Origin of the sequence: uncultured Shimia sp. (genome assembly GCF_947498095.1) — a bacterium.
Lineage (GTDB): Bacteria > Pseudomonadota > Alphaproteobacteria > Rhodobacterales > Rhodobacteraceae > Shimia.
In genome coordinates this window covers 314,355-327,427 of the sequence record NZ_CANMJE010000001.1, presented here as the reverse complement: position 1 = coordinate 327,427, position 13,073 = coordinate 314,355, and the positions used below count along the sequence as shown (strand labels likewise).

12 protein-coding genes are annotated in these 13,073 nt (G+C 53.9%); 8 read left to right on the top strand and 4 right to left on the bottom strand.

The window, feature by feature from the left end; all coding sequences use genetic code 11:
- Positions 1-68: 68 nt before the first annotated feature.
- The gene (gene dnaK, locus Q0932_RS01640) at positions 69-2,033 is read right to left on the bottom strand and encodes a molecular chaperone DnaK (RefSeq protein ID WP_299349640.1); all 1,965 of its coding nucleotides are present in this window, start codon (positions 2,031-2,033) and stop codon (positions 69-71) included.
- A gap of 153 nt (positions 2,034-2,186) precedes the next feature.
- Between dnaK and Q0932_RS01635 the strand changes: the two genes are divergently transcribed.
- Positions 2,187-2,798, top strand: a complete 612-nt coding sequence (locus Q0932_RS01635) for an alpha-ketoglutarate-dependent dioxygenase AlkB (protein ID WP_299348989.1) — start codon at positions 2,187-2,189, stop codon at positions 2,796-2,798.
- Here the strand turns inward: Q0932_RS01635 and Q0932_RS01630 are convergent.
- Together Q0932_RS01630 and Q0932_RS01625 are read right to left on the bottom strand one after the other, a co-directional pair.
- Positions 2,789-3,418: an SH3 domain-containing protein gene (locus Q0932_RS01630; RefSeq protein WP_299348986.1), complete on the bottom strand. Its 630-nt coding sequence runs from the start codon at positions 3,416-3,418 to the stop codon at positions 2,789-2,791. The genes Q0932_RS01635 and Q0932_RS01630 overlap by 10 nt on opposite strands.
- Positions 3,415-4,236 carry an ABC transporter permease gene (locus Q0932_RS01625; protein ID WP_299348983.1) on the bottom strand — a complete coding sequence of 274 codons (822 nt, stop codon included), beginning with the start codon at positions 4,234-4,236 and terminating at the stop codon, positions 3,415-3,417. Before Q0932_RS01625 ends, Q0932_RS01630 begins: the two co-directional genes overlap by 4 nt.
- Positions 4,237-4,354: 118 nt before the next feature.
- On the opposite strand from Q0932_RS01625, the gene cysQ reads away from it, so the two are divergent.
- From cysQ to Q0932_RS01605, 4 genes are read left to right on the top strand one after another with little or no spacing between them, the layout of a single operon-like run.
- Positions 4,355-5,152 carry a 3'(2'),5'-bisphosphate nucleotidase CysQ gene (cysQ, locus tag Q0932_RS01620; protein ID WP_299348980.1) on the top strand — a complete coding sequence of 266 codons (798 nt, stop codon included), beginning with the start codon at positions 4,355-4,357 and terminating at the stop codon, positions 5,150-5,152.
- Positions 5,152-5,952 (top strand): manno-octulosonate cytidylyltransferase, encoded by an 801-nt coding sequence (locus Q0932_RS01615; RefSeq protein WP_299348978.1) that lies wholly within the window; start codon positions 5,152-5,154, stop codon positions 5,950-5,952. Before cysQ ends, Q0932_RS01615 begins: the two co-directional genes overlap by 1 nt.
- On the top strand, positions 5,949-7,190 hold the full coding sequence (locus Q0932_RS01610; RefSeq protein ID WP_299348976.1) for a glycosyltransferase: 1,242 nt from the start codon (positions 5,949-5,951) through the stop codon (positions 7,188-7,190). The genes Q0932_RS01615 and Q0932_RS01610 overlap by 4 nt, the downstream gene beginning before the upstream one ends.
- A gap of 11 nt (positions 7,191-7,201) precedes the next feature.
- Positions 7,202-8,230, top strand: a complete 1,029-nt coding sequence (locus Q0932_RS01605) for an NAD-dependent epimerase/dehydratase family protein (protein ID WP_299348974.1) — start codon at positions 7,202-7,204, stop codon at positions 8,228-8,230.
- Here the strand turns inward: Q0932_RS01605 and Q0932_RS01600 are convergent, their stop codons facing one another.
- Complete coding sequence (locus tag Q0932_RS01600; RefSeq protein ID WP_299348971.1) at positions 8,231-8,584, bottom strand: polysaccharide biosynthesis protein; 354 nt, start codon at positions 8,582-8,584, stop codon at positions 8,231-8,233.
- An 845-nt stretch (positions 8,585-9,429) separates the two neighbouring features.
- Here Q0932_RS01600 and Q0932_RS01595 point away from each other — a divergent pair.
- From Q0932_RS01595 to Q0932_RS01585, 3 genes are read left to right on the top strand one after another with little or no spacing between them, the layout of a single operon-like run.
- Complete coding sequence (locus tag Q0932_RS01595; RefSeq protein WP_299348969.1) at positions 9,430-10,317, top strand: glycosyltransferase family 1 protein; 888 nt, start codon at positions 9,430-9,432, stop codon at positions 10,315-10,317.
- A 50-nt stretch (positions 10,318-10,367) separates the two neighbouring features.
- Entirely contained in the window at positions 10,368-11,378 is a 1,011-nt protein-coding gene (locus Q0932_RS01590) for a glycosyltransferase family 2 protein (protein ID WP_299348968.1), read from the top strand.
- Complete coding sequence (locus Q0932_RS01585; RefSeq protein ID WP_299348966.1) at positions 11,375-13,072, top strand: beta-1,6-N-acetylglucosaminyltransferase; 1,698 nt, start codon at positions 11,375-11,377, stop codon at positions 13,070-13,072. Before Q0932_RS01590 ends, Q0932_RS01585 begins: the two co-directional genes overlap by 4 nt.
- The last annotated feature ends 1 nt before the right edge of the window (position 13,073 follow it).

The window sequence follows — 13,073 nt, the reverse complement described above, 5'->3', positions numbered from 1 at the left end:
TGGTCGGAATGAAAAGGGCCGATCCGGCAACCGGACCGGCCCCCAATTTCAATTCCGATGCTGCGCGCTTAGCGCTTGTCGTCGTCCAGGTCTTCGAAATCAGCGTCGACGATGTCTTCGTCACCTGCTTCATCCGCAGCCATTGGCTCGTCACCGGCCTCTTCCTGGCTCGCCTTGTAGATGGCTTCACCCAGCTTCATCGCAGCTTCGGTAACGTTCTGGATGCCCGACTTGATCTTGTCAGCCGATGCGTCTTCTTTTTCCAGATCGTCCTTGAGCGCGGCAATGGCCAATTCGATGGCTTCAACCGTGGTCGGGTCCACCTTGTCCGAGTGCTCTTCGACCGACTTTTCTGTCGAGTGGATGAGGCTTTCGGCCTGGTTTTTGGCTTCGATCAACTCGCGACGTTCCTTGTCGGCTTCGGCGTTGTCTTCGGCGTCCTGAACCATCTTTTCGATGTCATCGTCCGAAAGACCACCCGAGGCCTGGATCGTGATCTTTTGCTCTTTACCGGTACCCTTGTCGGCAGCGCCAACGGACACGATGCCATTGGCGTCGATGTCAAAGGTCACTTCGATCTGCGGCATGCCACGTGGAGCTGGCGGGATCTCTTCGAGGTTGAACTGGCCAAGGATCTTGTTGTCGGCGGCCATTTCGCGCTCACCCTGGAACACGCGGATGGTTACGGCGTTCTGGTTGTCTTCCGCGGTCGAGAAGATTTGGCTCTTCTTGGTCGGGATCGTGGTGTTGCGGTCGATCAGTCGGGTGAAGACACCACCGAGAGTTTCGATACCCAAGCTCAGCGGCGTGACGTCGAGAAGAACCACATCTTTAACGTCGCCCTGCAGAACACCGGCCTGAATGGCGGCACCCATGGCAACCACTTCGTCAGGGTTCACACCTTGGTGCGGTTCCTTGCCGAAGAACTTGGTCACTTCGTCTTTCACGCGTGGCATACGAGTCATACCACCGACCAGAACGATCTCGTCGATTTCTCCGGCCGACATGCCGGCGTCTTTCAGCGCGGCCTGGCAGGGTTTCAGCGAGGCCTTGATCAGGTCGGATACCAGCGACTCCAGCTTGGCACGGGTCAACTTGATGACCATGTGCAGCGGCGTGCCCGAGTTCGGATCCATCGAGATAAACGGCTGGTTGATCTCGGTTTGCGACGAAGACGACAATTCGATTTTGGCTTTCTCGGCAGCTTCTTTCAGACGCTGCAGGGCCATCTTGTCTTTGGTCAGGTCGACGTTGTGCTCTTTTTTGAATTCGTCGGCCAGATAGTTGACGATGCGCATGTCAAAGTCTTCACCACCAAGGAAGGTGTCGCCGTTGGTCGATTTCACTTCGAACAGGCCATCGTCGATTTCGAGGATGGTCACGTCGAAAGTCCCGCCACCAAGGTCATAGACCGCAATGGTGTGGGTTTCTTCTTTGTCCAGACCATAAGCCAGAGCGGCGGCGGTCGGTTCGTTGATGATGCGCAGCACTTCAAGGCCGGCGATTTTGCCGGCGTCTTTGGTGGCCTGACGCTGAGCGTCGTTAAAGTATGCAGGCACGGTGATGACGGCCTGGGTCACTTCTTCGCCAAGATAGCTCTCGGCGGTTTCTTTCATCTTGCCAAGGATAAAGGCCGAGATTTGCGAGGGGCTGTATTTTTCACCCTGTGCTTCAACCCATGCATCGCCGTTGCCGCCATTGATGACGTTGAACGGCATGTTCTTTTTGTCTTTGGCCAGGTCTGCATCGTCGAACCGACGGCCGATCAGGCGTTTGACACCAAAAACAGTGTTTTCTGGGTTGGTGACAGCCTGACGCTTTGCAGGCTGACCGACGAGGCGCTCGTCGTCTGTAAAGGCCACGATCGACGGGGTCGTACGCGTGCCTTCCGAGTTTTCGATTACTTTGGGCTGCGAGCCATCCATGATAGCCACGCACGAGTTCGTTGTACCGAGGTCGATACCAATCACTTTGCTCATATTGTATCCCTTCTGACTTAAGGCGATTTTCGTTACTTGGACCCGTTGTGGCATCCAAGCCCCGATCCGGTTTGCATCGACCGTGGTCGAATGCGCTTCGCAGGGTATATAGGGAGCGGAAAAAGGGCCTGCAAGCATCAGATTTCATGCAGATGCAAAGAATCCGAAGTTTTTTGCCCTGCTGGTTTCATGAAGGAATAATCCACCATGCCAACACCGCTGACGATACGGGGTTTCAAGGTCTATCAAGGCCTGGTTGATTCGCAGTCCCAAGAGGTGTTGGTGAGTAACTTGCGTGAGGTCGCAAAGGCCGCGCCATTCTTTCACCCGGTCACGCCCAGTGGGAAATCTATGTCGGTCCGCATGACGTCGGCTGGTCGGCTTGGATGGGTTACCGATCAAAGCGGATATCGTTACCAAGCGACCCATCCTGACGGAGCGGGCTGGCCCGCGATACCTGATATAGCGCGAGACATCTGGGCACGGGTTTCCGGTGTGACGCGTGAACCGGATTGCTGTCTGATCAACTATTATGACGAGACCGCCCGCATGGGCATGCATCAAGACAAAGGCGAAGGCAGTTTTGACTGGCCGGTCGTGTCCATCTCTCTTGGGGATGAGGCACTGTTCCGTATGGGCAATGTGGCTCGCGGTGGCAAAACCGAGTCGCTGTGGTTGCGCTCAGGCGACGTGGTGGTGATGGGAGGAGAGGCTCGGTTGGCCCATCATGGTGTGGATCGCATCCGGTTCGGCTCATCCCGCCTGTTGCCCAAATGGGGTAGGATCAATCTGACGCTGCGTGTGGTGGATCAGGGTTGAAGCGAACAGCAGCCTGAGACACCATCGGGCGCTCCAGAACTGTGCATGAACAGATCTATGGCCAGGCCAAAGTTTCGGTCTGACATACCGTCATGGCAGGCTTCTCGCCGAATGACGGCAGAAAAAGCACTGTCATGCCCTTGTCTTGCGCCGCCCAGACCTATGGCTGTGAATGCTCGTCCGGCTTGTCCCCCGTGCCAGTCGATATCGAAGGTTCGGGAGCCCTCTTCCGCCATTGCGGCAAACACGGCCTGCCCCTCAGCCGGATCGTTCAGGGACATCGACCAGAACGGCTCGGTGCCGCTACAATACAAATGTGCTTCCGCAGTTTCCCAATCATCTGATGGGGCAAGTGCGAGATACCGCATAGACACCCAGCCAGAGGATTCCCCGGTGTTCACCAGTCCCCAGTCTCCTTCATCAGATAAGTCGACGACCTCAACGTTGCGGGCATTGAACGCCAGCGTTGAATAGATACGCGCAGTGGAAGACGGGTCTTCGCGAACGTTTAGCTCATCGTCGGAGGCGACGTTGATTACATCAAACAGGGCTGGAAGGTCTTGCCCAATCGCCGGGACACCGAAAGTCAAAAAGAAGAATAGTGCTAAAAGCTGTTTCATCGACGTGCACCCCAACTGACCGACGCATGGCGACGGGTATAGAATTCGCCCATCAACCCGATCATCAATAGCACGATTCCGACAATAAGCGCGTATTCAATGCTCGAATTGCGCGGTTGATAGTTGATAAACGCGAAGCCGCGAGCCTGGTCGATGCAATGAAACAAAGGATTCCAATCGAACATCGCCAGAATAACGCTGGGCATGGTATTCGCGACAAACATCTTGCCCGAGGCAATCATGTTGGCGCGTTGATAGACGAGCGTTGCAACGCTGACAAAGTTTGGAAACCATGGCTTCAGCGCCAGGAACACAACCCCAATGGCGAGACCATTGAACCATGCCAGAAGCAACATGGCGAATGCACCAATCGGATCGTCAATTTGCACCGGAGTTACCAGCACATGGTAAATCAGCAGAATTGCAAACATCGACAAGACCTGAATGTACAGGGTGCTGAGTGCTGCCGACGCTATTGAGATCAATGTGTTCATCGGCGCGTGTTTCATCATGGGCGATGAAGGGCCGTCTGACGCAACAACCGCACCCATCGTTTTGGTGTTTGTGATGAACAAAAAGATGCCACTCATGATGTAAATGAGGAAATCGCCGCGCAACGCGCTGCTGCGCAGGCCCAGAACAGAAAACATCACATAGAAAACAATTACGAAGACAGCCGCCTGAAGCATGTTCATCAAAATGGACATAACGGCGTTGCCATGCGTTTTGCGCACGTTACGAACGACAGAGTGATAAATCAGCTCTAAGTTCGCCAGGGCCGTGCCCAGATTTCTTTTGGGGGCTGTTTGTTGAAACATCGCCTCAGTTTCCCGGGTTTACTCCGGTCATGCCAGTGAATTCTTGCCGTTCCGTTACGATCCAAGCATAAGGGGCGCGAGAAGTCATTTCAACATTTCTACCCGAAGGGATTCTTCCTTGAACTATGATGCCCTTATCCCGGTTATTCGCCGCCTCGCAATCGAAGCTGGTGCGAAGATCATGGACATTTACAACTCCGACGATTTTGACATTAAGGTTAAGTCAGACGACAGCCCGGTAACGGCTGCGGATGAGGCGGCAGACGCGATCATCTCTGCCGGACTTCGCGCATCATTTGGCGATGTAATGTTGGTGACCGAAGAGCAGGCGGAAAGCCACAAGGCAAAAGGCGATACCTTCCTGATTGTTGATCCGCTGGATGGGACCAAGGAATTCATCCACCGCCGCGGAGATTTTACCGTCAACATCGCCTATGTCGAAAACGGTGTGCCGCAGCGTGGTGTCGTTTATGCGCCCGCCAAGAACCGCATGTTCTTTACCCGCGCTGATGGTCAGGCGGTCGAGGAAACCGGCGATTTCGCGCTGGACGTCATTGGAGAGACCCGTGAAATTAACGTCGCAGACAGTGACAATGCGGCGTTGTTCGTGGTGGCGTCAAAGTCGCATCGCGATCAGGCTACTGACGACTACATCAGCAAATACAGCGTCAAAGACATGAAAAGTGCGGGCTCGTCACTCAAGTTCTGTCTGGTTGCGACGGGCGAGGCGGATATCTACCCTCGCGTTGGTCGCACGATGGAGTGGGACACCGCAGCGGGTCATGCCGTTTTGTTGGGTGCTGGTGGCGACGTCGTGCGCTTTGATGACCATACGCCGCTAAAATACGGCAAGGAAGATTTCGCCAACCCATTCTTCATTGCCTATGCGCCCAAAGTGGATCTGAAAGGGGCCTGATGTCCGTACTGATTGCGATCCCTGCGCGGTTTGCGTCGACCCGCTATCCCGGCAAACCGCTGGCAACCCTCAAAGGGGCGACAGGGGAGGTCAAAAGCCTCATTCAACGCTCTTGGGAGGCAGCCTGTGAAGTGAACGGAGTGGATCGCGTTGTTGTGGCTACTGACGATGACCGTATTCGCGAAGCCTCAGAGGCCTTTGGCGCCGAAGTGGTCATGACGTCTGAAAACTGTTCAAACGGAACAGAGAGATGCGCCGAGGCATTTGACAATCTTGGTGGTGGTTTTGATATCGTCGTGAACTTGCAGGGTGACGCACCCTTGACCCCTGCTTGGTTTGTCGAGGAACTGGTCGAAGGATTGAAGCGTGACCCGGTTGCCGAAGTGGCGACACCTGTCTTGCGTTGCGATGGTCGGGCATTGAATGGCTTTCTCGAAGACCGCAAGGCAGACCGCGTCGGTGGAACGACGGCCGTATTCACCAAAGAACATCACGCTTTATACTTCTCAAAGGAAGTGGTTCCATTCACGTCCGAGACCTATGCCGATGATGCCGAAACGCCTGTGTTTCACCATGTCGGTGTCTATGCCTATCGTCCGTCTGCTCTGGGCGCTTACCCGCGCTGGAAAGCCGGACCACTGGAACAGCTGGAAGGGCTAGAGCAGCTTCGTTTTATGGAGCATGGTCATAAAGTTCTGTGCGTTGAAGTAGAGGCGCGTGGACGGCAGTTCTGGGAGTTGAACAATCCCGAAGATGTCCCGCGGATCGAAGCGATGATGGCTGAGATGGGGACGCCATGAGCCAAGACCCCGTCAGCGTCATTGTGGTAAGCCGGGGCAGACCCGATGCCTTGCGACGTTGTCTTTTGGGCTTGTCTCAGCAGTTCTATTCCAACTTCGAAGTTGTCGTTGTGGCTGATCCAGAAGGGATCGCTGCCGTGAAACAGAGCGACTTTGCCGACCCCACAAAGTTGCTGGAATTTGACGAAGCAAATATCTCCGCTGCCCGAAATCTTGGTCTGGCTCACGCGGCTGGTGAACTGGTGGCCTTTGTCGATGATGATGCAGTCCCTGAACCTACGTGGCTGACCAATCTTGTTGCCCCTTTTGAGGCCGACCCGGACGTTAAGGCGGCCGGTGGTTTCGTTCGTGGTCGCAATGGCATCTCCTTCCAATGGAAGGCGCAGAGTGTTGATGCCACAGGAGCAACCGAAGATTTGGCCGTTGATGATGTACGCCCTTCGGTTCTGTATCCAACCGCGCGTCGCGCGATTAAGACCGAGGGAACCAACATGGCGTTTCGCCGTGAGACACTTGCCGAAATTGGCGGGTTCGATCCGGCGTTTCACTATTTCCTAGATGAAACTGATTTGAATCTACGGCTGGCGGCACAGGGCCACGCCACGGCAATTGTGCCATTGGCCGAGGTGCATCACGGCTATCTGCCAAATGCAACGCGGCGTGCGAACCGGGCACCGACCGACCTGTTTCAGATCGGGGCCAGCCTGGCAGTCTTTCTACGAAAACACTGCCCCGCGGATCGTCACCAAGAGGTACTGAGAGACATTACAGTGATGCAGCGAAAGCGGGCCTTGCATCATTTGCAAAACGGAACTCTGGAGCCGCGAGATGTCCGGCGTCTTTTGTCTGGTCTGGCAAAAGGCTACGAGGCAGGCCAAAGCAGACCAATTGGCGCCTTGCCCAGAATTGCGCGATCTGCAGATGGCCTGCGCCCGTTTCCATCACGCGCCGGCTCAACGATAGCAGTCATTGCCGGTCGCCAATGGAATGCCAAGCGGCTAAGGCATCAGGCGCGTGACCTTGTTAAACGCGGTCAGACAGTTTCGCTGTTTTTGTTCTCGCCGACGGCCTTGTTTCACAAGGTCCGCTTTCACGAAGATGGATACTGGGAACAAGCGGGTGGTATCTTTGGTCGTTCCGAGCGCAAGCAACCCTTGTTTCGAATGACCAGTTTTGCCGCACGCCTCAAAGGCGAAAAGTCACGCGTTGCGGAACAACGCAGACTGTTTGAAGTTTGATGGAGGATTCCATGTCTCACCCCCCGCGTACTGCTTTGGTCACTGGTTCGGCCGGGTTCATCGGATTTCATACTGCTGAGCGCCTGTTGCAAGAAGGGTGGATCGTCATCGGGTTGGACGCGATGACCGAATATTATGATGTCGCGCTCAAGGAAAAGCGGCATGAAAATCTGGCAAAATTCCCATCATTCTCATCCGTGATCGGGCGCCTCGAAGATCCGGGTTTGGTGATGTCATTGTTCGACACACACAGACCCGATGCCGTGGTTCACCTCGCGGCTCAGGCAGGTGTTCGCTATTCTATTGATGCGCCGCGTTCTTACGTTGAATCTAATTTGATCGGCACCTTCGAAATTCTCGAAGCCGCCCGCGCCTTTCCACCCAAGCATATGCTCTTAGCCTCAACGTCTTCTGCCTATGGCGCTAACACCGAGATGCCTTATGCAGAGACACATAAAGCTGACAGCCAGATGTCGTTTTATGCCGCGACCAAGAAAGCCAATGAATCGATGGCGCATTCCTATGCCCATCTCTACAAGCTACCAACCACGATGTTTCGGTTCTTTACGGTTTATGGTCCTTGGGGCCGCCCGGATATGGCCCTGTTTAAATTTACCAAGGCCATTCTCGAAGGCGCGCCGATCGATGTTTACAATCACGGCAACATGCAGCGCGACTTTACCTATATCGATGACTTGGTCTCGGGGATTGTCGCATTGATCGACGCTGTTCCTGAGCAGGTTGAGGGGCGCGACGGTAACATTCCCGAGTTTGAAAGCCTCAGCACAGTAGCGCCCTGGCGGGTTGTGAACATTGGCAATGGGGCGCCGGTTCAGTTGATGGAATTCATTGAAGCCATCGAAGGCGCGATAGGTATAGAAGCTCAAAAGAACTTAATGCCAATGCAGCCTGGGGATGTTCCCGCAACATGGGCTGCGGCTGACCTCTTGCATCATCTCACAGGTGAGCGGCCAAGTACGTCTGTTCAGGATGGTGTTCGCAAGTTTGTGGAATGGTACAGAGAATACTACGCGGTTTGATTAGGCGACAATGTTCTTGGAGTTGTCTGGTAGACGATAGTCTTCAACCCACTTGCAGAGCATGTTGATTGCGGCTTCCTGATCGCGATGCTCAATTGAGCGCCTCAGATCATTCAGTGCATTGGCGATCTCAATTTCCGAGAGGTTGGTTTCTTGCGCCCGGAGGATTTTGGGGTGTGGCGTCGTCAGCATATCAGAGCCGATCAACAGCTCTTCCTGCATCTTTTCGCCTGCACTTAGCCCGGTGAATTCGATCGAGATATCGCCTGATGGGTTTTGCTGATCGCGGACGGTGTATTCAGACCCTTCAATGACTTTTCGGGCCAGATCAGGATTGAGACAAAAAGTTTTCAAGCCCCACATAATCTTGATTTGGGCACAATTTGAGGTTGAAATGCAGTTCGAGAAGAAGTCTTGAAAGAACGCTAAAGATCAATTTTTGGGATCGAAAATCCGAATGGTTCTTGATCTATTTCATAACAAAAGATCCCAAAGTCAGGTTCAGGTTGGTAACGCGGAGCACGACTTCAAACATTGGCCCTCTTCGATGAGAGGGCCACTCCCTAAGTCCTCTTGGTCCTCGAAATACATGAAACAGGACAAATTCGAAATGGCGTTAAGGGTTCGGCAAAAATTGTGAGGTGTTTACAATTGAACGACCGTCGACCTATAGCTTGTTTTGTGTAGGAAAACTGTTGATACGTCCGGGCGACATCGTGGTTGCAACCGAGTCGGCTGTGAAACCTGCTCAGGCTGTCATCGCATTGTTGGGATCTGCCTTCGCGATTGCCAACGTGTTCTAAGTTATAGCGATAGGCGTTCACGCGTCAGCCAAGACATTTAGGAAGGCTCCACCCGTGACCCAAGGCGCGCGCCTGTTTGAATTGACGAGAACACTTGGTCTGATGAGCCGTCATCCTTCCGGCGTCGACCGCGTTTGTCTTGCATATCTCAGAGCTTTGTGTGCCGCGCCAGAACCTCTTTTTGGCCTATATAGATCGTCAATCGGGTATTTGCTTCTGGATCGATCAGGCGTTGAAACCTTGCTGGCCAAAGTCGAGAGGCAGGAACCGTGGGGCGGGCCGGATCTTTGGACGCGCTTGGTCCACAAACGGACAAAGCACCATTATATTACCGAGGCCGAATGCCGGCGGCTCTGTATTGCCCGAAGTCGACCAGCCCGACTTAAGCAGATGCTTATGCGGCATTTGCCCGAAGGCACCGTTTACATCAACGTCGATCAGGGCAATATGCCCGCCCGTTTACTTTCCGCGGTCAAAGCTTTGCCAGGTGGTCGGGTGGCTGCCTTTGTGCACGACACAATTCCGTTGGACCACCCCGAGGTGTCCACACACAAATCACGGGTCAAGTTTGAACGGCTGTTACACCGGGTTCGCCAACATGCGGACGTGATTTTAACCAATTCTCACGTGTCGGCTCGGGACATTGAGCGGCATCTGTCGGCCTGGGGTCCGGTCGGGCGAATTCACGTCGCCCATCTTGGTGTTGAACCTGATTTTTTCCAAAACGAAGACAATCGTGAAGCGCCGCCATTCACAAATCCGTTCTTTTTGATGGTCGGAACCATAGAGCCGCGAAAGAATCACAAACTTATTCTGGACGTTTGGGATCAGCTTTCGCGGGAAATTGCCCCAGAAAAAACGCCTCATTTGGTAATTTGCGGGCGCCGTGGGTGGTTGAATGAAGAGGTGTTTGATCGGTTGAATTCCAGCCCTCTGCGCGGCACTTATCTACATGAATTCAACAACATCAGTGACGCTGAAATTCGGACTTACCTAAACCATTGTACCGCCGCTCTGTTCCCCTCGATTGTTGAGGGATTTGGGCTGCCTCCGGTTGAAGCCGCGGCGGCTGGCGCCCCTGTGATCTGCAGCGATCTGGAAGTCTTCCACGAAACTCTTGGTGATATTCCCATTTACGCAAGCGTTACAGACAGTTATGCATGGAAAAACGCAATAATCGACCTGACACAACAGGCGCAGGGCAAGGGCATTGCTGATCGCGATGGGGGCTATACGCCGCCGAGCTGGGAAGCACACTTCAACACTGTCTTAAAGATGGTGTGATAGCCCTGACATCGACCTGTCGGATTTGGTCAGGGCGCTAAGGGGGCAAATTGGGCTTTTGGACTTCATATCGTCTGAGGCTACAGCGACGTAGATGGCTTGTTCGGGCCATTCGAAAACGTCGTGAGTTGAACGGTATTGCCGACCGCACTAGCGCCATCAAGAAAAGCGACATTCTGCTGTTCTCGACGCTGAGAAATGAGCATGTCCGGCTCCCATTCTTTCTAAAGTACTATCGCGACCAAGGGGTCGATCATTTCCTAATCGTGGACAATGACAGCAATGACGGCTCTCTTGAGTATCTTGCCGATCAGCCGGATGTATCCGTCTGGCATACACGGAAAGGGTACAAACGCTCGCGTTTCGGTGTGGATTGGCTCAACTGGCTCCAGCTAAGATATGCGCATGGCCACTGGTGCCTGACCGTCGATCCTGACGAGTTCCTGATTTACCCATTCTGCGACACGCGTCCTTTGCGTGCTTTGACGGACTGGCTGGACGCATCGTCGATTAAATCGTTTAGCGCAATGCTACTGGATATGTACCCAAAGGGGCGTATCGACGAACAGCCATATCAGCCGGGTCAAAACCCATTGGAGATCGCCAGTTGGTTCGACTCCGGAAACTACACGATGGATCGCAATCCGCTTTATGGAAACCTTTGGATCCAAGGCGGCCCAAGATCGCGTGTGTTCTTCCCAAGCGAGCCTGAGAAAGCGCCTGCGCTCAACAAGATTCCGCTGGTTAAATGGAACCGGCGGTATGCCTATGTCAGCTCGACGCACATGCTTTTGCCGCGCGGCTTGAATCAGGTTTATGACGAATGGGGTGGTGAAAAAGCTTCGGGCATTCTCTTGCACACCAAGTTTCTGGACACCTTCACCGACAAGGCCGCAGAAGAGTTGCACCGCAAGCAGCACTATGCCGCGAGTGTTGAGTATGTGGCCTATGCAGAGGCACTGAAAGACGACCCGGAACTTTGGTGCAAGTGGTCTGAAAAGTACATCAACTGGCGCCAGCTTGAGATTCTTGGCCTGATGTCCAAGGGGAACTGGGCATGAGTGTTGGGATCGTCATGCTGGTACACACAGCGCTGGATCGCGCCGAACAGGTGGCGCGCCATTGGTCGGTGGCTGGCTGTCCTGTGGTTATCCATGTTGATTCAAACGTGCGACGCAGCACGTACAATGACTTTGTCCGTGCCTTGTCGGACATTGAAACCGTAAAATTTTGCGCGCGTCATCGGTGTGACTGGGGGGCGTGGGGTCTGGTTGCAGGGTCGCAATCCGCGTCTGAACTGATGCTGAGTGAGTTTCCTGAGGTCCGGCACGTCTATCTGTCGTCTGGTTCCTGTGTGCCACTTCGCCCGGTTCAGGAACTGATCGACTATCTGGCCGCGCGGCCAAGAACGGATTTCATAGAATCTGCGACGACCGCGGATGTTCCCTGGACTGTCGGGGGGCTTAGCGACGAACGGTTTACGCTGCGGTTCCCATTCTCGTGGAAAAAGCAGCGTTATCTCTTTGACCGTTATGTAGAATTTCAGCGGTTTTTGGGTCTCAAACGCAAAATCCCACCAGGAATTGTACCGCATATGGGGTCGCAATGGTGGTGCCTGACACGCCAGACGCTCTCTGCAATTCTTCAGGACCCAGAGCGTGAGACCTATGACACCTATTTCAGAAGAGTTTGGATTCCGGACGAGAGCTATTTCCAAAGCTTGGCACGGCTTTATTCAACCAATATTGAAAGTCGGTCTCTCACCCTGTCCAAGTTCGACTTTCAGGGCAAGCCGCACATTTTTTACGACGATCACCTCCAGCTGTTGCGGCGATCAGATTGCTTTGTCGCGCGGAAGTTTTGGCCCCGAGCGGACAAGCTTTACCGTGCATTTCTGTCAGACCCCGACGGGGCCGTAAAAATGGCCGAGCCTAATCCGGCCAAGATTGACAGGATTTTTGCAAAAGCCGTTGAACGGCGAACACGTGGTCGACCGGGCCTGTTCATGCAGAGCCGCTTTCCAAATGATGGTTGGGAGAATGGTGTGACCTGCGGAAGATATTCAGTTTTTCAGGGTTTCTCGGACGTATTTGAGGACTTTGAAACCTGGCTTGCTAAAGCCACCGGGACACAAGTGCATGGGCATCTGTTTCACCCGGCGCATGCCGAGTATGCCGATGGTCAAAAGGTTATCAACGGGGCGATGCAGGACAGTGCTGCCAGCCGCGACTATAACCCGATTGCATTTTTGGCGAACCTCGTCTGGAACACACGTGGCGAGCGTCAGTGTTTTCAGTTGGGTCCGGACGATGAAACCGCGCCGATGTGGTTTCTGTCACGAGATCCGAACGCACAGATTTCGGTGATCTCTGGCGCCTGGTCGGTGCCTCTCTTCAAGTCGAACTGTAACTTCGCAGAACTGCGCAGCGAAGCTGCCAGATTGCAAAAGCTGGAAGCCGATCAACTTGACGTGCTGCGCTCACCTTATACCAAAGCGCGTATTCGTATTTGGACAATGGCCGAGTTCATTGAAGCACCAATGGAACCCTTACAATCCATCATTGATGAAATGGGTCAGCATTCCCTGCGTCGCCTGAGCGAAGCGCCTAAGATGGCCGATCTCACGGGTTTTGGCCAATTCCTGCAGAACCTTAAAAACCAAGGCATGCACCCATATCTGATGGGTGATTTCCCTGTTAGTCCTCCGGGCATGAACCAGCAAAACCCACCTCGAAAACCCTATTTGGTGCAATAAC